The 23699-nt window shown below is 36.1% G+C and carries 18 protein-coding genes and 1 other RNA gene; 4 read left to right on the forward strand and 15 right to left on the reverse strand.

Going from position 1 to position 23699, the window contains the following annotated elements:
- Positions 1-83 precede the first annotated feature (83 nt).
- Entirely contained in the window at positions 84-1277 is a 1194-nt protein-coding gene (locus G530_RS0106290) for a response regulator (protein ID WP_026933723.1), read from the reverse strand.
- A gap of 174 nt (positions 1278-1451) precedes the next feature.
- Here G530_RS0106290 and G530_RS0106295 point away from each other — a divergent pair, with 174 nt between their 5' ends.
- From G530_RS0106295 to G530_RS0106305, 3 genes are read left to right on the forward strand one after another with little or no spacing between them, the layout of a single operon-like run.
- Positions 1452-4541, forward strand: coding sequence for a membrane protein (locus tag G530_RS0106295; protein WP_026933724.1), 3090 nt, complete (start codon positions 1452-1454; stop codon positions 4539-4541).
- Positions 4541-5725 (forward strand): hypothetical protein, encoded by a 1185-nt coding sequence (locus G530_RS0106300; RefSeq protein WP_156888601.1) that lies wholly within the window; start codon positions 4541-4543, stop codon positions 5723-5725. Before G530_RS0106295 ends, G530_RS0106300 begins: the two co-directional genes overlap by 1 nt.
- 6 nt (positions 5726-5731) lie before the next feature.
- Positions 5732-7282, forward strand: coding sequence for a glycoside hydrolase family 2 TIM barrel-domain containing protein (locus tag G530_RS0106305; RefSeq protein ID WP_035715963.1), 1551 nt, complete (start codon positions 5732-5734; stop codon positions 7280-7282).
- Between the two features lie 47 nt (positions 7283-7329).
- Here G530_RS0106305 and G530_RS0106310 read toward each other — a convergent pair whose 3' ends face one another.
- From G530_RS0106310 to G530_RS0106320, 3 genes are all read right to left on the reverse strand, one after another.
- Positions 7330-8535 carry a glycosyltransferase gene (locus G530_RS0106310; protein ID WP_026933727.1) on the reverse strand — a complete coding sequence of 402 codons (1206 nt, stop codon included), beginning with the start codon at positions 8533-8535 and terminating at the stop codon, positions 7330-7332.
- 84 nt (positions 8536-8619) lie between these two features.
- Positions 8620-9870: an oligosaccharide flippase family protein gene (locus tag G530_RS0106315; RefSeq protein ID WP_051199718.1), complete on the reverse strand. Its 1251-nt coding sequence runs from the start codon at positions 9868-9870 to the stop codon at positions 8620-8622.
- 15 nt (positions 9871-9885) lie between these two features.
- Positions 9886-10197, reverse strand: a complete 312-nt coding sequence (locus G530_RS0106320) for a hypothetical protein (RefSeq protein ID WP_026933729.1) — start codon at positions 10195-10197, stop codon at positions 9886-9888.
- 150 nt (positions 10198-10347) lie between these two features.
- Between G530_RS0106320 and G530_RS0106325 the strand changes: the two genes are divergently transcribed.
- Positions 10348-12402: a tetratricopeptide repeat protein gene (locus tag G530_RS0106325; RefSeq protein ID WP_026933730.1), complete on the forward strand. Its 2055-nt coding sequence runs from the start codon at positions 10348-10350 to the stop codon at positions 12400-12402.
- Between the two features lie 9 nt (positions 12403-12411).
- Here the strand turns inward: G530_RS0106325 and G530_RS0106330 are convergent, their stop codons facing one another.
- The 11 genes from G530_RS0106330 to ssrA all read right to left on the reverse strand — a co-directional run bounded on the left by G530_RS0106330 (position 12412) and on the right by ssrA (position 23554).
- On the reverse strand, positions 12412-12828 hold the full coding sequence (locus G530_RS0106330) for a response regulator (protein WP_035715966.1): 417 nt from the start codon (positions 12826-12828) through the stop codon (positions 12412-12414).
- Complete coding sequence (locus tag G530_RS0106335; protein WP_026933732.1) at positions 12809-14551, reverse strand: sensor histidine kinase; 1743 nt, start codon at positions 14549-14551, stop codon at positions 12809-12811. The genes G530_RS0106330 and G530_RS0106335 overlap by 20 nt, the downstream gene beginning before the upstream one ends.
- 515 nt (positions 14552-15066) lie before the next feature.
- Positions 15067-16146 (reverse strand): mannose-1-phosphate guanylyltransferase, encoded by a 1080-nt coding sequence (locus G530_RS0106340; RefSeq protein ID WP_026933733.1) that lies wholly within the window; start codon positions 16144-16146, stop codon positions 15067-15069.
- Between the two features lie 126 nt (positions 16147-16272).
- Entirely contained in the window at positions 16273-16980 is a 708-nt protein-coding gene (locus G530_RS0106350) for a LytR/AlgR family response regulator transcription factor (protein WP_026933734.1), read from the reverse strand.
- A gap of 11 nt (positions 16981-16991) precedes the next feature.
- On the reverse strand, positions 16992-17309 hold the full coding sequence (locus G530_RS0106355; protein WP_026933735.1) for a histidine kinase: 318 nt from the start codon (positions 17307-17309) through the stop codon (positions 16992-16994).
- Positions 17306-18343, reverse strand: a complete 1038-nt coding sequence (locus G530_RS0106360; RefSeq protein WP_026933736.1) for a sensor histidine kinase — start codon at positions 18341-18343, stop codon at positions 17306-17308. The genes G530_RS0106355 and G530_RS0106360 overlap by 4 nt, the downstream gene beginning before the upstream one ends.
- Positions 18340-19467 carry an FIST signal transduction protein gene (locus G530_RS0106365; protein WP_026933737.1) on the reverse strand — a complete coding sequence of 376 codons (1128 nt, stop codon included), beginning with the start codon at positions 19465-19467 and terminating at the stop codon, positions 18340-18342. Before G530_RS0106365 ends, G530_RS0106360 begins: the two co-directional genes overlap by 4 nt.
- Positions 19464-21836, reverse strand: coding sequence for a PAS domain S-box protein (locus G530_RS0106370; protein ID WP_026933738.1), 2373 nt, complete (start codon positions 21834-21836; stop codon positions 19464-19466). Before G530_RS0106370 ends, G530_RS0106365 begins: the two co-directional genes overlap by 4 nt.
- Positions 21814-22377 (reverse strand): heme NO-binding domain-containing protein, encoded by a 564-nt coding sequence (locus G530_RS0106375; protein WP_026933739.1) that lies wholly within the window; start codon positions 22375-22377, stop codon positions 21814-21816. The genes G530_RS0106370 and G530_RS0106375 overlap by 23 nt, the downstream gene beginning before the upstream one ends.
- A 1-nt stretch (position 22378) precedes the next feature.
- Positions 22379-22792, reverse strand: coding sequence for a response regulator (locus G530_RS0106380; protein WP_026933740.1), 414 nt, complete (start codon positions 22790-22792; stop codon positions 22379-22381).
- A 362-nt stretch (positions 22793-23154) separates the two neighbouring features.
- Positions 23155-23554: a transfer-messenger RNA gene (gene ssrA, locus G530_RS17475) on the reverse strand.
- Positions 23555-23699: the final 145 nt, after the last annotated feature.

Below are 23699 nucleotides of genomic sequence, written 5' to 3' on the forward strand. Positions count from 1 at the left end.
AATCACTATTAAATAATAAAGAGCAACTAACCAGGTTACCGATTAAATGCTCTTATCGAATCTAGCTGTAATTTTTATATAACTTATTCCATAGAAAAAGTTCTTGTTTTAGTTTCGTTGGAAGTCAGTTTTGAATTGGACTTTAAGGTGTATTGAATATATATTTCCATTAATTGAAAGCCGATCTTCAATGAATCTTTCATAGATAATTTAGATCCATCGGCATGTATCCATCTTTTTAATGGCTGCTCACAGATCATCTCCTGTGCATGTTGTTTGCCGAAGTGTTTTTTCATTCTCATAAATATTTCAACATCAAATAGCCATTTGGTTAAAAACGGAGAGCTAAAGGCCACCGGAATAAGTTCTTTTCGCATGATCTTAGCTCCACACTGAGTGTCTTTAAATGGCATTCCCAGGATCGTAGTGATAATTAGATTGATGGTTATGCTAATAATTTTTCTGGCACTTTCTTTCGTGATATTTGCTCCCATTCTGGAAATTCGCGAACCATTAACGATCTGGAAATCTGTGGTTTCAATAGTTTTTACCAGGTCATCAAAATCCTGAAAATCTGTGGAAAGATCAGCATCAAGAAAACCAACATAATCCAGGTCATCGAATTTAGACATATAGATCAACCCCTGTCTCACAGCTTCAGCCTTACCGCCATTTCTAGTGCAATTGTAAATACTGATATATTGTTCACGACCTTTTTTCAAATTTTGAAGTACCTGCATGGTATTGTCTGTACTTCCGTCATTTACAAAACATAAATGATAACCAGAGTTCTTTTCAATAAAGCTTATGAATTCTTCAGATTTCAACCTGTTTTCTTCATTGTAACAAGGAATTACCACTCCAACACATCTGTTTTGAAGAATGCTGTTAGCAGATAATTTTGTGTTTTCAATTTCAGGATGACCAATTAATCTCCCAACTCTTGCAGTGATCTCGTCAAGGCTAAGAGGCTTCTTCATAAAATCCTGAATCCCTAAATCAAAAGCCTCTACGATAAGTTTATCATCTGTATTTCCAGATAATACCATAATTGGTGTATTATCTTCCATAACTTTTCTGATAGTCCTTATAACTTCGATTCCGTTAGTTAAGGGCATATTAATATCAATAATTAAAAGGTCTGGTTTAAAACTTTTGAATATCGCAAGGGTTCTCTGAGCGTGAGTCGTGGTTTTTACCTCGTAACCTTTCTCTTTTAATCTTTTTTCTAGTGGCATTAAAACCAGTTGTTGATCATCTACAGCTAAAATTTTCATGGTGATTGGTTTAAGATTCTGGTTCAAAATTAAGCGCAACTTGCCTTCAATTTCTAAGAATTAGTTAAAGAGGTTAATTTTTGTCGGTGAATGGTATGTTGCTATCGGTCAGTGAATTTGAAGAAGGATATAGCTGTAGTAATTTAGTTTCTGAGTAACCACTATATGTTTGTCATGAAAGAAACAACTAATAAATACCTGATCACTGCCTTAATCATTGGAGTTGTTTTCCATTCGTCTACTATTTTCTTTACGCTGGAAAATACCTATGATGCATTGATCCATTTATTCTTTGCAGAACATTATGCGAACAGCTGGTTCGAGCCGTGGAATTATAAATGGTATACCGGCTTTACAGTAATGGGCTATCCGCCATTAGTTCACCAGGCGATCGCTTTGTTCTCTTATGTTGGCGGTCTCAAATTCGGAATGTTTCTCGTAGCTATAATTGGAGTCATTCTATTCATTACCGGAGTTTATAGATTCAGCCTTCTATTAACGGCGAGTAGAAAAGCTGCAGGCTATGCGGCTTTATTAGCGGTATTCTCTTCATCATTTGTAGAAACGCTGCATATTTTCGGTCAGCTACCGAGTATCATAGGGATCTCGATATTGATGCATTCCCTGCCGGAAATCTATTTATTCATCAAAACCGGAAGGAAACGTTTCTATTTTAGAGCGATCTCATTAATTGCGGTTACTGTTACTTCACATCATGTAACTCCAATCTTCGGAATGATATTCTTCATTTTTCCATTAATAGGAATGGTGATCATGGATGCCGCTTCAGAAAAGGTGGAAGGCTTCAAAAATGTAACCTTTAAAATATTCCTGAATACCTTCTTTAAATTATTTAAACGAATCGTGATCTTCGGTTTTACATCCCTGGCTGCGATCATAGTTTGTATTCTGCCTTATTGGATAAACACTAAAAAGAACCCCATAACTCAGGTTCCTATACCTCATGGCAGCAGGGATAGCTTTATTGAAGTGACTTCTTCAGGCTTAGTATTCTTTATCATTCCATGGGGAATCATTTTCTTCCTGTTTCCTTATATACTATACAGATATTACTCGAAAAGGTATCTTTTTTTCGGCTTATCCTTCTCGATGCTCTTCATATTAGGAACTGGAGGTACAACGCCAATACCTAGAATGTTACTGGGAGATACTGCCTTCAATATTTTAACCTTAGACCGTTTTACTTTATGGGGATCAATTATGGCGCTACCAATATTTGGCGAATTTGCCTATAGGTTTGCTGAAGGTGACTTGAAAAAAAGAATTCAGGAAAAATTTGGTGCGGTTTACCATAGAGTGATCGGTGCATGTATGGTTGGACTCTTTTTATTCATTTCGGTTTTTACGCTGAGTCTGGGATATTTTAGACCCATGCAACCACAAAGTATCAAGATGTTACCTATAGTAAATTTCCTGAATCAGGATCAGCATGACCACTGGCGATTCCTTACGTTAGGATTTGGAGATCAAATGGCCTGGCTTTCTGCTCAAACAAGAGCGTTGACCGTAGATGGCAATTATCATTCTGCTAGAAGACTGCCAGAGCTTACCACTCGAGCGGTAGAACGATTGGAAAATTCGAAGTTCAGGGGAGTGGAGGGGATAGGTTCGCTTCAGCAATTTCTTGCGGTACCTGAAAAATATAATTTAAAGTATATATTTTCTAATGATAAGTTCTATGATCCATTATTATACTTCAGCGGTTGGCAGCGATTGCAACAACTGGAGAACGGCATTATGGTTTGGGAAAAACTTAATGTTCCGCCGTTATCTAAGATCATAGGAATCCAGGATGTGCCGGTTTATTTAAAATTAATGTGGGGGATCATTCCGGTGCTTACTGTATTGATCGCTTTTTTTATAAACTTACAGTTGATGTGGTTTAATACTTTAAAAACTGGAAATCCTGAAAAGCCACATTTTCTTAGATTCAAAGTTCCTTATGAAAGATTCAGGCCACTCATTATTAAGGTGAGTCATATATTTGCAATGGTACTTTCGGCGGTTATTCTGGTTTCGCTTTATTATATCTACATTGATAATCAGGATCAGGTTTCAGAAGAGAATGTGGTAAAAGCTTATTATGATGCCATAGATTTTAAGGAATTTGAAAGAGCACATTCTTATCTAATTCCAGATGGCGGAAAAACTATCGCACAGTTTATGCTGGAAGTTTCAGTAAGTGATGGAGTATTAAGTTCATATGCGAAACTGGATAGTATAAATGTAGAGGTGATTACTGTAAATGATACGGTAGCCAGAGCAAATGTTTTTACTTCCTGGGTAACACCTATTGATATTATTGAAAAAGAGTTCGAACATCAGCTGAATAAAATCAAAGGAAACTGGTATATCCAACCTTCGGAAAAGGATACCGATGTTCCGGCAGATCAGTTTTTTTCTCAGAATCAGACCAAGTTCTATAATCACGGTCGAAGAAGAATTACGACTCAGCAAACTCATCATGAAGATGTTTTGAAGCAGCCGGTGCTTGAAGTACTTTCTGCGAAATTAGTAAAATTGAACGATCGATATTCCATCGTAGGTGAAATTCAGAATGTAGATCATGTTCCTGCTGATGTAGTGATAAAAGGCACTTTATACGATGAAGAGAATAACGAATTGGCCAGTTATAATGCGAGGCAGGTGTTAAAACACAAATTAATGCCGAAGGAAATAAGTAGTTTTCGGGTAGATTTTGAAGGTAGCGCATGGATAAATAGGGATCAAGTAATACCTGAGACTTTTGATCCTGATCAGTTTACTCCGGTTCAGTTAAATGCGACACCGGTAAAGTTTAACCTCCAATGCGCCGGAAATGTGGCAACGACCGATCTTTATAAAAGTGTTACACTGAATCAACTGCAAATAGAAAATGGAAAATTGATAGGAAAGTTATTTAACTACGGAGTAGAAGAAGTGACCATTCCGCAACTGATATATTCGTATTTTGATGAAAATTCAGAATTGATCTGGGTAGATCATCAATATTTACAGGAAGGGATCAGGGTGCAGAGAAAGCAAAAGTTCGAAAGAACTCCAGAAGATCTTGAAAAACTTTATATAATAAATACCTCCTTGGAAAATATATTTGTAAACGGACTGCCGAATAAGGCGATCGCAGGTAAGGTAATACCTTCGAGAGATCTGGAGCAGCCAAAATTGGCTTTGCAGAAATTTGAAGGTTCAGGATTTGACTACCTGAAGATCGAAATGAACAATTATATAGGAAATCCGAAATAATGAAAAAGTATATCATTATAAGTTGTCTTTTGGTTATAGGCATGCTAAAAGCGGGGGGTATTTTTTTAGAACAACCAGCTATTTCAATTCCTGAAGAAATTACCGCCGGAGAAGAACTGGTCCTGGAATTTATAAATATCGATTCAAAATCGAGATTGCTTATTGATAGTTCTTATGGGAAAACAATTCTTAGTCCTGAAACCAACACCAATTCCTCTGTTTATCATATTCCGGAATTCATTTCTAATAAGGCGGGAATTATGAAATGGAAATTAATAAACGGAACAAAATTTAAATCTGGTACAATCAGAATAATTGCAGCAGTAGCTCCAGAGATCATCGAGAACTATTTTGGCCCTAGAAGTATCCAGGCTGGAGACCGGGATTACTCCATGTTGGTAAGTATCCCGACAGATAAGTTTGACAACCCACTGAATGATGGTACAGAAGTGAAGATTTCAGAGTTCTTTCAAGGAACTTTGAAAAACGATAGTGTGGAGATGAAAAATATGTTTACCTGGAAAAATATCTTTTCGAAAAAGAAGTCTGGGAACATTATTGTAGCAAGTGCCGCAAAAGGATTACAGAGTAAAGAAATGATTAGCCAGGTGTATCCATCACTTGCCACAGATTTCAAGCTGAAAATTCAGAGAGAACATTCATATGCCGATGGTAACCAGGTAACCAAAGTAAAAACTTCGACGATCAGAGATGAGTTTGAAAATATTATAAGTGATGGGACTTCCGTAGAATTCCTGATTAGAGATTCCAAAAATGCTATTCAGAAAACGTATGCTACAACTATAGATGGAGTAGCCACAGCGCAATTACTTCACCCTGAAACTCCAGAAGATTGGAGAATTTCAGCAAATATAACCGGAATGGCGAAAAGTGATGTGGTAGAAGTTAATTATGAACCTGTAATTGGAGATTATGAAGTTCAGCTAAATCTTCAGAATAAATTAATCACCGTAGGACCGTTGACTAGTTTTTTAGGACAGTTAATTCCGGATGGGGCAGAGGTGCATCTAAAAGTTTTAGATAAGAATAAGGAAATTCATCATGAATTTAGTGAGCCAACAAAAGCTGGTTTTGCAATTTTTAATCTCCGCACAGATATTAATTATACAGATTCTTTTACCTTTAAAATTGAAACCTTAGGTGTGACCAAATCAGTGCAATAATCCTACATGCGGCAAAAGATCAATAAAAATCTATACCGGGCAATTCTTATCCTCAGCTTTCTGGCTGCGAACGCGATCCTTATTTTTGGGATCAGTTCGGTTTGGGGATATTTAAATACAGGTGCAGATCGGTCAACTATGCTTCATACCGAGATCAAAAGTAAACAAATGTATCTGCCGGAAATTTCGTGGGACACGACTTCTTATAAAGGCAGGACAATGGAGGGGCAAAGTCTGAAGGAGATCGAACGTGATTATTTAAATTCCTGGTATGTTAGAAATCTTGCTCTAAAAAATAATGAAGGCTACGGGATTGAGGATTATTATACAGATAGTGCCAGGGTAAATATTTACAGGATACTGGATGATAACAAAGTTAGAAAGATCAATTTCAATTCCACAACGACGGCGCATCATCCAGAACTACAGTTTTATAGTGCCGATGGTCAATTGGTAGTTTTCAATGATATAAATGTTATTGAGTATTCTGAAAGTTTGGAGAATGGGAAAATTTTAGACCGAAGCGTTGATACTTCTTCGTACCGGGTAATGATGTTGCTGGAAGACGGATTCTGGAGAGTGAGACATATGCAACAAGTAGAGGATACTTTGAACTTTGAACCAATTGAAAGTTTTTCAGAATGGGGTGTAAACGAGGATCAGGTTTTTTATCAGGATCATAAATATGACATTAAAGGGATAAATTATTATCCTCAGAAAACTCCCTGGGATATGTTTGGTGATGAATTTGATATGGCTGCCATCAAAAGTGATTTTAATCTTATCAATCAATCAGGTTTAAATACGATCAGAATTTTTATTCCCTATGAAGATTTCGGCGCTGCTGATGTTCAGGAAAATAAAATTTATAAGTTGAAGAATGTTCTTGATGCCGCTGAAAATTATAATCTAAAGATTCTGGTTACTTTGTTCGATTTTTATGGAGACTATTCAGTTCTAAACTGGACTTTGACTCATGAACATTTAAGACAAATCGTTTCCAGATTTAGGGATCACCCGGCAATATTAGGTTGGGATATCAAAAATGAACCTGACCTTGATTTCGATAATCGGGGGAAAGAGCTGGTATTAAACTGGCTCAAAAATACCATAGCCCAGGTGAAAAAGGCAGATCCTAGCCATTTTGTAACCGTAGGATGGTCTAATCCTGAAAGTGCAGCTTTATTGCAAGAGGAGGTGGACCTGGTAAGTTTTCACTATTATAAAGATATTGACGACCTGGAAATGACTTATGCTGGTCTAAAGAAGCGAATCTCGAAACCGATGATATTAGGAGAATTCGGGATGTCTTCTTACAACGGACTCTGGAATCCTTTTGGATACGATGAAAGCGATCAGGCTGAGTACCATAAAAAAATTCAAACCTACCTCAAGAAAAAAGATCTGGCATTTATTTCCTGGACCTTATACGATTTTGAAGAAGTGCCCTCCTCGGTTGTAGGTAGTTTACCCTGGCGAAAGGCCAGGCAGAAGTATTTTGGGTTCATAGATTCAAAAGGAAATAAGAAGAAATCTTTCGATCATATTGTTAAATAAAAAAAGCAGGGAGAAATCCCTGCTTTTTTCTTATCAAATAAAATGCACTAACCAATATTCACATATTCAAAATTCAATTTTCTCTCTTCTATTTTTTTAAATTCTTCCAGATACATCTGCGTGATCGTTTCCATAGGCAAACTGCAAGCAGCATCATAGTTTATCATTCCTAATCTTCTTCTATAGAGGTCATTTTCTATAATACGTTCTAAAGAATGTGCAAGAGAATCTACATTATCGGGGCGAAAGAATTCTCCAGTATAACCTTCCTCTTCAACTAAAAGAGCGAGGTCTCCAAGGTTTGGCATTACTACCGCTTTACCATAACTACCTGCCTGATGTAAAACTCCAGAGCTACCTGTTGTTGAAGTGTAGGGAAATACTACTACGGCGCTTTCTCTAAAAATGGTAGGGACATCTTCTTCGGCAACATAACCAGTGAAAGTTAAATTTTCAACATGCTCATATTTTTGCATCATAGTAGCGAGGTAGCCTGGAGTATTTGGACTGTCAGTACCGGCAATGACAATCTCTAATTCCTGATCTGTTGTTTTTCTAAGTTTTTCAACTGCTTCGATTAAAATCTCTACTTTTTTGTAGGTTCCAAATTTTCCAAAACTCATGATCTTTTTAGGTCCTTCGGGTAGATCAAAATTAGGTTCTGGCGGAGTTTCAAAAGAACCGTGCGGAATTTGTATTACATTTTCCACTTTATATTTGCTCTTAATTAGTTCTACATATTTTCCAATAGTAAGCGCTACAGCATCTGCCTGTAGAATTACTTTGGTCAACATGGCTCCTATGGAATTAAAAACTTTCTGTAAAATTTTGTTTTCAGTAAAACCTGCATTTCCAAGATCTACAGTTTCAAGGATATTGTGTAGGAGAACGATAGTAGGTATTCCTTTCAATTTGAAGATCAGGGGCAAAAAAAGGCCGAGAGCAGCAGGAATCTTTTTATCTCCAAATTTCATGAACTGAAGATTAAAAAGGATCGCATCTGGTTTTGTTTCGTTCAGACTTTTATAAATGCTGAAGACATTTTTATAGCTATTAAAACTCCAGCTATCTTTTACTGTTACTTTGCAATTTGGAGTTTCAAAATCAATTTCTTTTTTCTCCTCTGTATGATCTGTGATTAAAATAAGTTCTTCAACTTCAGTTTTCTGAGCGAAGTTCTTTGCCAGGTGATACCCATATTCATTTAAGGTTACTTTGCTGGGAGGAAATGCGGTTACAAGTGCCAGTTTCATAATATATTTTTAAATGTGGTTATTTGATGAGGTAAATATCCGTCTGATTATCAGAAGATTTTAAAATCTTCGATAGATAGAAAGTTACCTTCGGTGAATGGTATTTTTGTTCTGATAAAGAAAATATGCTACTTGCAGGATTAGTAAACTTAACATCACATAGATCTGTGCTTCCACTACCATTTCTAAGGTATCATGCTGAAAAAAGATCACAGCCAATTGTAGTACCCCAAAAAATCCAGATACTACAACCGGTAGGTATTTATCCAGAGACAGGAAATAATAGACAAATACATTCGCCAGGGCAAATAAAGCACTCGCTAAGGCGTATTTCCATAACATAGCTGAAACTTCTATATAAGCGCTGCCAAATAGCACTTCGATGATCAATTTTGGGATAAGCAGGTTTAAAAGAACTACTCCGGTAACTAATACGGTGATCATTCCTAAATATTTAAAAAAGATCTGTTTGGTATCCTTTCCTTCTTTATGTCTTTTAACCACCTCGGGTAATAAGAGCATCACGAACATCCAGGCTACAAAATAAACTCCGCGACCAATAAGAGCCATAGAAGAATATAATCCTGCGGCATGTGCATCGAAAAAATGCTTTACCAGTAAGATATCTCCGTTATTAATGATGATCTGGGTAAGCTCATAAAAAGCCGTTACAATCACGAACTTTTTTAGATGACTTATTTCCTCTTTATTAATTGCCGGGAGAATTCTGCTTTTCACTTTTTTGAAAGGGAGCATTCCCGGGATCAATGAGATCAATATTCCTAAGGATACCAATTCTGAACTTTGAAAAGGGAGTATTAGAATGAAAGCCAGCGTTAAGAATAATCTACTAAGCATTTCTCCCTGATAGGTTATAGAAAGCTTGATAAATTCCTGCTCTCCCTGGAAATACCCCCTGTTTACGCTCATTAAAAAATAAATAGGAACTCCCATTCCAAAGATCCGGAACATTCCCGCAGATTCGGTATTAAACCATCCTTGTAATTCTGTAGCAAGTAAGAATATTAAAATACCCACGATCACACCAATTACTAAACTCCATTTTCTGGAGTAATTAAGAAATGCGTCTTTTTTACCTCCATCAAAACTACCCGTGAATTTAGCAACACTAAGTTGCAGGGTCATCGCCATAAAAGATAGTATGAGAAGGAAGGTAATAAGAATCGCTGCGTCTGCAAATGCTTCAGGTCCCAATAGGCGGCCGAGAGCGAGATTATAAAGATAGTTACCTATGTTAACGATCAGGGCGCTGAGCATAAATACCTGCGATGGCTGAAGATTGATTCGAAATGTGTGAAGTTTCAAGGTGATCATGGTTTTTGGGTTTTATTAAGCGCTTAATCTGAAATAATTAAAACTGAACAGATCACAACCGGATCCCAGGAATGCACCCTGGATTTTTTTATTTCTTGCTCCATCAAAAGTGACTATCTTTCCATGTTTAGCTGCATATGACATTAGTGCCCTTAATTCAAATACACTGGCGATATCCATACTGTCGAGTTTCTCAAGACTTATTTTAATATTATTTTTCATCTTCAGGATGATCTCAAAATACTTTCTAACCTGGTAAGTGTTAGAAGCTGAAAGGTTTCCGTTTACTTCGAAGATTCCATTATTTTCGTTAATTGAAAGTGCCATGATTTTAGGTTTTTAGATTAATATTTGACGCTAATATCATTCGAAAATCAATGAACAATCGGTCTCTTTCGACGGATGGCGGTTTTGTGTAGATGAAATATGATAGAAGTGGTTTTAACTTGCAATTGGTAATCTAAACCACCTTATACCATGAAGATTCAAATAATTTTATTAACCGTTTTTCTGGCCTTATTTAGTTTTAATACGAGTGCACAGGAAATGCAACAGGGCTTTCAGAATTTGGAGAGAGGAGAATTCGAAGAAGCTGAAAAGTTTTTTGCCAGGATCTTATTAGACTATCCTGAAAATAAAACTGCCAGATTATGCTATGCCCGGGCAGTTGGTTTGCATAGTGATCCTGCTGAAGCAAAAAATTTGTTCATTGATCTTCTAAATGATTATCCTGAAGACCTGGAAGTAAAATTGAATTATGCGGAGTCACTTCTATGGAATAATGAGTATGATAATGCTGAAACCTATTATAAGGTACTCGTATCAGAAAACCCTGAAAACTTTGGTGCATTATTAGGATATGCAAATACCTTAAGTAATCTGCAGGATTATCAACCGGCCTTGGAAATTGTGAATAAGGCTTTGGAGGTTTCACCGGCCAACCCAAATGCAATGGTTTCCAGAAAATATATAAGATTAGGTTACGCTAATCAATATCTTCAGGAAAGACAATATGAAAATGCATTAAGATCATTAGATGCAAATCTTCAGGATTTTCCCGGTGATAAAGAGAGCTTACTAAATAAGGCGAATGTCTATTTGATTACTAAAAATTCATCTGCAGCAAAATCAGTCTATGAATCTCTTGCTCTTAACTTGAATGACAGTATCATGGCTTATAATGGTATCTCTCTCGCGGCTCATATTGGAGAAGAAGAAAAGGAAGCTCTCAAATATGCTGAACAGGCATTTAAACTTGCTGAAAAATCTATAGATTCTCTTAGAATTTTGGAAGCAAAAGAAAGATATGCCCAGGCATTGATATGGAATAACAAAAATGCACAGGCCAAAGAGGTTATTATTCAAATGAAAGCTGAATACGGTTTAGAAATTAGAGTTCTAGCATTGGAAGCTACTTTAGGAATGTATACTGGCGATTTCAAAACCAGTATTTCAAACTATGAATTAATCCTGGAAAAAGATTCAACTTCATTTGATGGAAATTTAGGAATAGCGAATGCATATTATGCCAGGGGAGAAGCCAGGAAGGCAAAAAATGCAGCTGAAAAAACCCTTGGTTATTATAAAAATCAGCAGGATGCAGAGCAATTTCTCTATAAACTGGAGAAGGTCTATTCCCCGGTATTGGAGGAAAACTTAAGCTACTCTTATGATAATGGAGATAATGAGGCTATAGCTTCCAGAACAGGTATTAGATTGCCTATAAGTCCCAATCTGGAAATTTCTGGTGGATTCACTTATCGGGAGACTAAGAATGTGATAACCAATAATGAGGCTACTTCTAATCAATTTGATCTTGCAGCATCTTACAGATTATCGCCAGTTTTCAGATTAAATGCAAAGGGTGGATTTATCACCGCAAATTCTTCAGAAACAGAGTATACCAATCTTGTAGGGGAACTTTCTGTTGCGGTAAAGCCGTTTACCAGAGATGACCTTGAAATTGGATACCGTAGAGATCTCCAGGATTTCAATGCGGAATTATTAAATCGGCAGATCGCAGGAAACCATCTTTTTCTCAATAATAATTATTCTACTTCTTATGGACTTGGATGGTATTTACAATATATGCATACAGAACAGAGCGACGACAATAGCAGGGAATTGATGTTTACTTCATTCTATTATAGTTTTCTAAAAAAGCCTTTGCTAAAAGGGGGATTCAATTACCAGTATATCAGTTTTAAAAAGCAGATGCCAGTGCTTTACTTTAGTCCGGAGAAATTTCAGGCTGCTGAGGTTTTTATAAATCTTTTAGGGAATGATCCAAACTCTAAATTGAATTATGACCTGACAGCTGCAACCGGTTACCAGTTTATTGAGGACGAATCGAAACAATCCACTTACCGTTTGATGGGTAGAGTTGGTTACCAGATAAGCGATCGATTTATGGCAAGCGTTTATGGAAATCATTCCAATATTGCTTCTGCTACAGCCGCAGGGTTTACCTATACAGAATTCGGGATCAACCTGAAATGGAATTTTAGCCAAGGCCCAATATTCAAATTTTAGCGAATGTGATTAAAGATTGGGCTGAAACCATTCTATACTGGGGAAATTTCGAATTAGAACTTCCAATTCCTCTTTTGATACTGGCTTTACAATATAACCTGATAACTCACTGAATTTTTTAGCTTTTTCTAGATCTTCAGGATCGTCTGATGAAGTTAACATGTAAATTTGAACTTCTTTTTCTATCTGATCGCCTATCGTTTGAAATTCCTTTAAAAATCCCCACCCGTTAAGGTAGGGCATATTGATGTCCAAAAGTACTATATCTGGCAATTCTGATTGTTTATGTAAACTATTTTTAATTCTATTAATCCCTTCTTCACCATCGAGAAATTTTTCAACGATAATATCAGGATTAATTTTTTTTAAGGTTTTACTCGTAATAAAATGAAAAACCTGATCGTCGTCAATCAGAAAGAAGGTCATGATGTTTAATTTTTTTGAATGTTATAATGAAAATTGTCCCTTCACCTGGTTCACTTTTTACTTCTATTTCAGCATTTAATGATTCCAGCTGAGTTTTGACAAGGAATAACCCCATTCCTCTACCAGATAAATTTCTATGGAACCTGCGATACAGCTTAAACATTTCGCTTTCATGTTTTTTAAGATCTATTCCAAGTCCATTGTCTTCAATGCTAAGGATTCTTTTCTTGTTAACCTTATGAGTTTTTATTTTAATAAAACATTTTTTTTTAGGATCCCGGTATTTTATGGCGTTAGAGATCAAATTCTGAATAATACTTTGGAAATATACTTTTGAAAATTCTATGGTTTTCCATTCCTGTAAGTCCAGATCAACTCTAACTGTTCCATCTACTATTTCCAAAAACAGATTGAGAGAGCTTTTGATAACTGGTTCTACAAAAAGTTTTTCGGTTCTTACGCGATCATCATTCAAAACTCTAACATATACCAGTAAATCCTGGACTAAAGTATTAATACTACCGGTAATTTTGTTAAGTTGAGGTATATATGTTTTAACTTCTTCGTAGTCTTCTGAACCACTTACCATCGATACTAAAGCAGACATACTAGTAGTTGGAGCCCTCAAATTATGAGCAACAATGTTGTTATATTCCTTTAATTGTCTGTTCCATATTTGTAATTTTTTCTGAATAGATGTTAGAAGGATGTTTTGGTTTTCCAGTTTATTCCTTTTCTCCTTAAGGTCATTTAAATAGTGTCTTTTTAAAAGCTCGTGCTTAATTTCAGCGTTAGAAACATATACAATAACTGCTAGAAATATTAGGTTAATAATTAATAATGCTAGATAGAAGTTCTCTATAGAAGCTAAAACGTTGAGATTAGAAACTCTGGATATTAGAAACCAGGTATTTGAACTTTCCAAATGTGCATAATTTCCCTTTATAAGATTCAAATGGGAAACAGCATTTTTAAAGTTGAGTTTTTCTGTAACCCAAAAACCTTCTTTGTTTTTAAAGTGCCCCTGGTGATCTCGATTTAAAGTTTTCCAGGTTTCTGGATTGGCCTTGTAAAATCCAGCCGTTTCTTCCGGATTTATAAAATGTTCTAATTCCCGGTTTCTTTGGGAAGAATTTGATAAAAAATTTCCATTTTCATCAATGATAAAAAAGCTAGAAGTTAAATTCTTGTTTAGGGAATTTAATAGGTCCTTTGCATCAAAATTGATCACCACAATTCCCAGTTTCTGTCCTTCTTCTGAAAATAATGGTGCACTACCTCTTATTACGGGGTGATAAGGTTTTTCTATTTCCCCGAATTCACGATTTAAATTGAGTGGGGAAACGTAAATAGCACTGCTGTCCAGCTGCATGGTTTTCTTAAAATAATCTCTGCTTTCTTTGTTTTGGAGGATTTTGTCATTTATTATCTTTCCATCTTCAGTCCTAATAAGTCTAAAGGTTTCCTTTCCCTCCTTATTTATCAATCTAAATTGACTGTACTGATTCATTCCAACCATGAAATCTCCCAGGGTTTCTTCGAATTTCTTATGGTGGTTAGCGGTAAAGTCTGCTTCAGTAAATTCATACTGACTCCAGTAGTAAATATTGCTAATTACTGGATTTAAGCTTTCAACTACAAGATTCGCTTTAGCCTCAAGCTCTTTTTGTTCCAGATTCGCTATATTATTTCTCTCATTTAAAAAAATCCATATAGAAAGCAAAATGGTAACTATGAATAGCGGAAGATAATATTTAGATATTTTTTTAAACAGATCAATTAAAATTTACTGGCTATTAGCCATATTATTTTGATTTACGAGGTGATTTATCTCTAATTATTCTTGAGAAAGTCTAATTTAAAAATAAATAACCACAACAGATGTTAATCTATTAGCATTTCAGTAAAAGTAATAATTGAATTGCCAGAATAATTGAACGAAGCTTTCTTAACAGAGCTTACTATAAAGAATTATCAAATGAAAAGCCAGGGATTTCTCCCTGGCTTTTCTACCTAACCACCTAAATAGCTTAGTGAGTAACCAACAAACTAAGTATTGCCTTCGATTAAGAATTCTTACTTAAACATAAGTTCTCCTTGATTAAATTCTTATTTAAAAATTAAAAGTTGTGGCCGGCTGTCTTTGTAAAAACCATTTTTGACAAAAACAGTAGGGTACGTGCCGACCACCTTTTAATTTTACACTAGAAATATTTGTATTTTGAAATGGAAAATCAATTATGCGAAATGTCTCCCGTACTTATCAATTACCATCTGTCTAACCTCCTTTATTTGTTGTTCTTTTCTTTTAGGAACTATAAGTAACACTTCAGAGTTTTCCAGAATCATATAATCTGAAAGACCCTCTATAAGTACTACTTTATCTGATTCTGTTCTAACAATATTATGAGTAGCGTCCATGGCAATTAGTCTTGAGTTCACTACAGTATTCAATTCATTATCGGCAGGTAATTCATCCTGTAGTGAGCACCATGTTCCAAGATCGTTCCAGCAGAAACTTGCGGGAACCACCTTTACATTCTTAGCTTTTTCAATGATTCCATAGTCAATAGAGATATTCTCGGCTAAATGATAATGACTTTTTAAGAAATCTGTTTCTGCAATATTGTTATAAGAATGATGGCCCTTTTCGAACAACTGATGCATTTCAGGCAAGTGCACTTTAAATTCTTGAAGGATGGCCTCTGCTGTCCAAACAAAAATTCCACTATTCCATAAATAATTTCCCTGTTCGATGAAATTTTGTGCTGTTTGAAAATCTGGTTTTTCAGTAAATCTGCTAACGTGGAAAATCAGTTCTTTTGCACTATTCTCATATTGAATATAACCATATCCTGTATTTGGGAAATTAGGGCGTATCCCAAAAGTGATGAGATTGCTGGTAAGTTCAGCTTGTGCAAATGCCAGTTCCATATCATTCTGGTAAAGATCTTCTTGCTGAATCCAGTGATCGCTTGGAGCTACCAACATAGTAGCATTAGGATCCTTTTTATATATTTTCATCGCTGCCAGAAGAATGCAGGGCGCAGTATTTCTCATAACTGGCTCCATAACGATTTGGTCTAAAGAAATTTTTGGTAATTGCTTCAGAACAATTTCCTGGTAAATACTATTGGTAAGGATATAAATATTTTCAGCAGGAATGAATTTGGCCAAACGATCGAATGTAGTCTGGATAAGTGTTTTGCCACTTCCAAGTATATCCTGAAATTGCTTTGGGTTGGTTTCTTTACTTACAGGCCAGAATCTGCTTCCTACTCCGCCTGCCATTATCACAGCATAGTTGTTATTTCTCATCGCTTTATTTTATAGTTGTTAGGTATTTCTTTGAGTAAATTTACCTTTCAAAAGCGATGAGCCGAATTATATTCGCCAACTTCAAAATTGCTTTTGGCGAATGGGTGTTATGTGTAGATGAATGGTTTAAAGAAGGTTAAGTCTTTTCATCAATTCTGGTCGATTACTTCTACTCACAGGAACCACGTCCTTTTCGATCAGGACACTGTTGTCTTCAATATCTATGATATGCTTGGTGTTTATGACAAAGGACCTGTGAATCTTAAGAAATAAGTCATCTGGCAGTTTATCTGCGATTTTCTTCAAAGTAGAATGTACGGTATAGTTCTTATCGAATGTTTTGATATGAATATAATCCCCTTTGGCCTCTATTAAATAGATGCTGGAAATGTCAATTTTTATAAGCCTGCGATCTATGTTTACATATAGATCATTGTCGGTTTTATTCAATTCAGAAACCGGATCTTCAACTTTTTTTGAAGGTTTGGCCTTAATTGCCTTCTGAACCGCTTTATCAAAACGTTCCTGGGTTATAGGTTTTACCAGATAATCCACAATACAGTCGTATTCAAAGGCTTCTATGGCGAAGCTTTTATCTGAGGTGGTTAAAATAACATTTGGAGGGGTCTTTAGTGTCTGGATAAAATCGAATCCAGTAAAATCTGGCATATGAATATCGAGAAATATTAGATCTGCACTTTCCTGGTTCAGGTATTTTATTGCCTGCATGGCATTTGGGAATTCCTGCTCTAATTCCAGATTCGGATTTTTTTGAATTAGTTGATTAATGATCATTCTGGCAGTTGCCTCATCATCAATTATTAAACACTTCATTTAAATAGATTTTAGGACTTAATAAATATAAGCATTCCTTGAAGGATTTCTTCAAATTCTGCCTGCCTATTGTTGATGCCTTCGCGTAACTCATCTTCGTAAAGTTCAGCAAAGCAATAGGATTCTTCAAGTCCTAAAATACTAATTTTGTGCTTTAATTTATGAACATTTGAGGCAGCTTCTTTAAAATCTCCACTTTTGAGGTTACTCAAAAAGATTTCTGCTTCCTCTGGCAACTCCCGGTTTACCACCGCTAATAGTTTATTTTCAAAATCTTTATCACCACCAGATAGTTGATGGATGTATGATAAATTTGGTTGCTCTTTCATTTTGGTATGGTAAAATAAAAACTTGTTCCTTTTCCTTCTTCGCTTTTAAGACTAATGGAGCCTCCATAGTGTTCAACTACTTTTTTTACAATGGAAAGTCCGATTCCAGTGGCAGCCTGATCATTTTCAATTTTTTCAAAAATCCCGAAAATTTTATGGTGATAACGCTCCGGGATTCCTCGACCATTATCTTTTACTTCAAACCGCCACATTTCACCCGCGTCTTCCACCTTGATCTCAATCAATCCATTATCATGAGTGATACTTTTTATAGCATTCTGGATAAGGTTTTGGAATAGCTGTTGTAATTTAAATTTATCACCAAGAACATTAGGCAGGTTCTTATCAATTTTAATATTTATTGAATCTGGAACAATCAGATATTCTACAATTTCATGTACAAGATATTTTAAATCTACCTCATATTCTTCAATTTCTCCCTGGTCTATAGTTGAATATTTAAGGATGCCATTGATCAAATCATCCATTTTTTCGATATTATTAAGTATCATTCTGAAGTTTTCCCTGGCATTGTTATCCATCTTTGAAGCGCAATCCTCCTGTATCCAGGAAACCAGGCTGTTTATATTTCTAAGCGGAGATTTAAGATCATGCGAAACCATATGTGCATAATCTGTCAATACTTTATTTTTATTCTCCAGATTTCTAAGAAGTTCTTCCTGCTGCTTTGCCGCTATCTGCAGTTTTTCACTTTGAAGCCTGATATGGCTGGCAAGATCGCCAATCTTGAAATCGCCATTTTCTTTTTTAAATTCTTCTAAATTTAAAGCATTAATAGCTCCCGAAATACTATCTAAAATATCTTTTTGATGCTGGTAATCTTTTTGAAGTTGCCTGTTCGCATCATAAAGTTCATCTGAACTTATTTGCATGGCCCGCTGAAGCATATTAAACTGTTCTTGATGAGTCTCATAAGAGCTATCAATCGCTTCTAGAAATGTTTTTACTTCTTCACTTCCAGCAAGCGCAGGATCAAGATGTTTTGATATTTGTCTTCTCAGGAGTGGATTCATTCGCTTATAAGGGTTAAAGTCATGGTTTGGTTATGTAAAGATCCGGTAGTCTCACCATGAAAAGGAGCTATTTCACCATAACTATAAAATCCTCCTATATTCACCTTCTTTCCAACGATATCTATAACCTCTTCAATCTCTTCTTCAGCCCTTTGGTCTAATACCAAACGTCTCCCAATGCAGCTAACTAAGAGAGCCAGGTCTGGTGAACTCCTTCTGGATTTCATGGCAAGTTTAGCTGCTTCTCTGGCGCCTTCCAGTAAAGCATCTGCAGAAGCCATCATAAGTTGAACCTTTGCTCCCTGGGGAACGTCTCCTGCCAGAATCATGGTTTGATTTTCTCGGTCTATATTGAGAATTGTCCTTACCACAGGATGCTTTTTACCTTCTTCCCAGACATACAATGGATAGAGTAATGAAGCCTGTGGTAGTTCAGAAGCTTTATCACCCAGATATTTTGAATACAGGTCTAAAGCTGGTTGACCGTCAAGTTCGTGAAGTATGTTTTTATCAGATTTCGTGATCATTCTTTCAGGTCCAAATGGAATCCATCCACCATAGCTTGCAAAGGAAATTTCCAGGCTCTCACCATAAAATCCAATTACAACAACTTCGCCTTCCTTTATTTCATTGAACCCGGCGAGCGTTTTTTCAAATCTTGAGCCATCACCACACATCCCACCAGTAATAGAAAAGCTTTCTAAATCCTGATTTTCAAGTCCTTTTATTAGATCACTACCGTTTACAAAACTACCTTCTGAAATTACAAAAACATGCTTTAGACCGTCAGCAGGTAGTTTCTGGATAAGTTCTTTGCCCAAAGAAACAGCATCTAATTGGTGGTCATGAATATTTGAGGTTTTAATAATATATTCAGACCTTTCAAAATCTATGGCAGTTACAATTAATTCATTCGTTGTGACGTTGGCACCCATGATCTCTCCTGCTGCAGTTCCATAAACAATATTTTTATATGGAAACTCTTTTTGGACAAGGTCTGTTACTCCAGCTTTATCCAATAAAAACCGATCCCCGAAGATCAGTACAAGAGGATTGGTAAGATCTAATTTATCAGATAGATATTTCCAACTACCTGCAGTATATTTTGCCTGGACTATTTTCATGATCTTTTTCTAAAACTGAAATAAAATGTGGTTCCTAAATTTTCTTCACTTTCTAACCAGATCCTGCCCTCATAAAGATCTATGATCTTCTTAACAATGCTTAGACCAATTCCAGTAGACTTCTTGTTTTTACTTATAGAGCTAAAAATCTTGAAGATCTTCTCGTGATGTTCATTAGGAATTCCACACCCATTGTCTTTTATCGAAAAGATATATTCTTCATGCTTTTCCTGAACATCGATTTCTACTAAACCTTTTTCTTTATCTATATAATTAACTGCATTGCTAATTAAATTCTGGAACAACTGCTGAATTCTGGTAGCATCTGCTTTAATTTCAGGTAATTTATTTTTGATTTTTACTTCTATATGTGCAGGAATAAAGATCATGGAAATAATTTCATTGACGATCTCCTGAGTATTTACAAGTTCTTCCTTTGGAATAGTATTATCTATACTGAAGTATTTTAAAATGTTTTCTATTAGGTGATCCATTTTTTCCACCTTACTCTGCATTAGATCAATATTAGTAAGACTATCGGTCCCAAGTTTATCTTTAAAATCTTCCCGGGTCCAGCTTAACAATGCAGAAATATTCCTTAGAGGAGATTTAAGATCATGCGAAACAATGTGGGCATAATCGTTTAATTTTTCATTCTGATTTTCCAGACTTTCCAGTAGTTCGATCTGTTTTTCCTCAAGTTTTTTTCTATTGGTAATATCTAAATGAATTCCAATAGATCCAATTACATGTCCGTTCATATCATAGTTGGGAGCACCACTGATGAGCCAGATACGGGTCTCGCCAGATTTTATTCTAACCTTTATTTCATAAGAATCTGATACCCCCTTTCCGCGTTCCGAATTCTTAGTCAATACAATATTATCCTGGTCTTCGTGCAATAAAAGTTCAGAAGCAATTTTCCCTTTCAATTCTTCCTCTTTATAACCACTAATGTTGCAAAAGCTCTGGTTGGCCATGATTATTTTGTCATCATTATCCACTTCCACAAGCCCCAGATTCATATTGGCTATGATATTGCCGTACTTTTCTTTCTGTGCCCTTAGACTTTCTTTATAACGCTTACGAATAGTAACATCATCATAGCTCCATAAATGTCCTTTATATAGACCTTCACTATAAATAGGAATATAACTTCGTTCCAGGATCCTCCCGTCTTTAAGATGAAGTTCTTCAGCCAGCACCGTTTCCTTATTCCTTAAGAGGGCATCAATTCTTTCTACGAACTTTTCAGGGTTTTTAAAATGATGCTTGGATTCTTCTGCGGCATTAATACAATCACCACCAATAAGAGCCTCCGGGGATGCCGGGATTCCAAACATATCACAGAATTTTTGATTGGTTAGTCTTATATGCCTTGTTTCATCTTCGAGTAAAATCCCTGTTTGAAGATTCATAATTAAAGTAGCCATTCTATTCTCTGACTCCTCTAACCGGGTATTCGCTTTTTTTTGTTCTGTAATATCCTCGACGGTTGCAACTAAAAAGTCTGTAGTACCTTTATCATTTTTTACTGCTGTGACAGAGGTTTTTGCCCAGACGATTTCCTTACTTTTAGTAAAGTATCTTTTTTCAATCTTAATTTGATCTATCTCCCCTTTAAACATTCGCTCACGAAGAAGTTTTGAAGCTTCAATGTCATCTGGATGTGTAAGGTCCTGAACCTGCATCTTCTGAAATTCCTCTTTCGTGAACCCCAGCATATCACACATGGCCTGGTTTACCATGATTAAACCACTCTCCATATTTTTGGATAGGCTTACGCCAATAGGTGAATTCTTAAAGATAATATCAAGCTGTTGCTTTTGTTCCTCCATCAATTTCCGAAGATGCATTTCCTCGGTAATATCACGTGCAATTCCTTGAGCAGCAATGGGTTCACCATTAGAGTCATGAATGATGCTGGCATTAATCTGAACTATTTTTTCTTCCTGATTTTTTGTAACAACAACGGCCTTGTAATTATTGAATTTTCCGTGGATGCTAAGCTCCTTATAAGCTTCAAATGTATACTCCAGATATTCCTTTTTTACAAGGTTTAGAAGGTTTACGGGCTCTTCTTCAATATTATAACCAAGAAGATCTACCGCAGCCTGATTCATTTTAATAACATCTCCGGAGAGCTCCATCACTACATAAGCGTCAATGATATTTTCAAAAACGCCCTCGAGTTCTGAAGTTTTTCGATTTAGGAGATCTTCCAGTTTATTTCTGGATTCCCTTAATTCTTCAGATAAATCATAAAGTTCAGTAGATTTTTCTTCCAGAATAGATTCTGCAGCCTTTCTGGCTGCTTTTTCACGTTCTAAAGCACGTTCTAATATTTCAATTTTGGTGGTTGACTGCATGGGGCTGCTTGTATATCTTAAATCTAACCTGGCTTCCATCTTCCCTGATCATTTCCATTTCAATCTTCGAATTTTCATGATAATGTTCAAAGGTTTTTTCCATTAATGCTTTTGCGAACATGTACATGGAACGTTCAGAAAAATACATCATTTCCAGGAAATCTTCTTGCTGATTTAAGACTTTAAAGGTAGGAAGTTCTGCCCCGGGGTATATTTTTCTAACCTGCACATGAATATGATTTTCTATGGAAGCAAGCATAGCAATAGGTGAAGTATATAAATTAAAAATATCCCTGTGATGCTTTGTTAAGGCCTGAAAGAAATATAAGCCATAAGCATAAATAAGATCATTGATAGGAATTCCCGTTTCGGCACTTAAATTGCCGAGTAGATTTTGCATTTCAAAGAAATCATAAGTTCCAACTGAAGTATATATACCTTCAGAAGGTAATTGAGATGCGGTTATGATCTTATCTACTACTTCCAGGCCAAATTCCTGCTCTACCATCTCTAGAAATTCTGTAAATACTATTCCTTTCATTTTAAGCTTTAATTAATTCATTAAGACTCCAGTATTCCAGTACCGACCTCAGTTTGATGACATAATCATCATACTTTAAAGGTTTAATGATATAACCAGAAATACCAATTTTAAAACACTCAAGTACATCCCTTCTATTGCTGGAGGTAGTAAGTATAATAGTTGGAATATATTTTAAGGTCTCGTCGTTCTTAAGAATACGCAAAAATTCTATGCCATTCATTTTGGGCATATTAAGATCCAGTAAAATGATATCAGGTAACCTGTCTTTTTTTCTTAAAATATTTAGAGCCATCTCCCCATCCTGAGCTTCCTGAATGCTATGATTATGTTCTAAAGAATTCAAGGTGCGGTTTAATTTCATCACCTCGATTTCATCATCTTCGATAAATAATATATTCAGTTTGTTTTTCATTTTCGGAGATTATAGATAATTAATCTAACAAATATGCAACTATTGTTCGTTAGTTAAAGTTGGTTTCGGTTAATCAAAATTAAGTGTCGGTGAACGGTAGTTAAGTGTAGATGAATTGAAATTTTTAAGATTAGTATTTGTCACCTAAATTATCACCCGGAAATAAAAAGCCCCGTAATCATTGCTGATTCGGGGCTATAGAGTGGAGTCGGAGGGGCTGGCTGCGCCTCAACCTTATTCTCCCATCCTGTAAATGCATCCGGCTGTGCTTATAGTCCAGGCGTCTTAAAACAAAAAGATCTGCTCAGGTAAATACCTAGCAGATCTTTTAAAATTTTAATTCGCAGCCCGGCTGCGCTTAATTGTGGAGTCGGAGGGGTTCGAACCCTCGTCCAAACAAGCAATTCAGATGCTTTCTACACGTTTAGTTTTCACTTAATTGTCGATGCAAAGCCGGCCGAAAACCACCAACTTTACACGTATTCTCGATTAAGTTTCAGAAACTCATCAAGACCCTGAGCTTCCTATATTTACTTTATCGGTGCCTCGAGTGTGGATGCCGTAAATCAAGGCCTCCACGAGACATCTCGGCTCCCTGCCTTGCAGGGACTAAGTATAACCTACTGTAATTCGGTTACGCAGCCAAGGCGTAGTTATTCTCGCCGTTTAAAAAAGTTTGAAACATGAGATTTAAGAGCTATATCCCGGCGCTCTACGTGCTTACAACTCAATTAGACTCGCTGTCAAAACCAAGTCGACCCCATAAAATAATGAACATCTTCTTTGCCGCAATACTTGTAATAATTATGCGGGCGTTCCGCTCCTCCCTTCGACAAGCTCAGGGCATCGCGGCGGGCTATTCGCTTCAATCTTTAAAGGTGATTTCTCGCCTTCGCTCGCAATCCCA

This window comes from Christiangramia echinicola DSM 19838, assembly GCF_000423065.1.
In the GTDB taxonomy this organism is placed as follows: domain Bacteria; phylum Bacteroidota; class Bacteroidia; order Flavobacteriales; family Flavobacteriaceae; genus Christiangramia; species Christiangramia echinicola.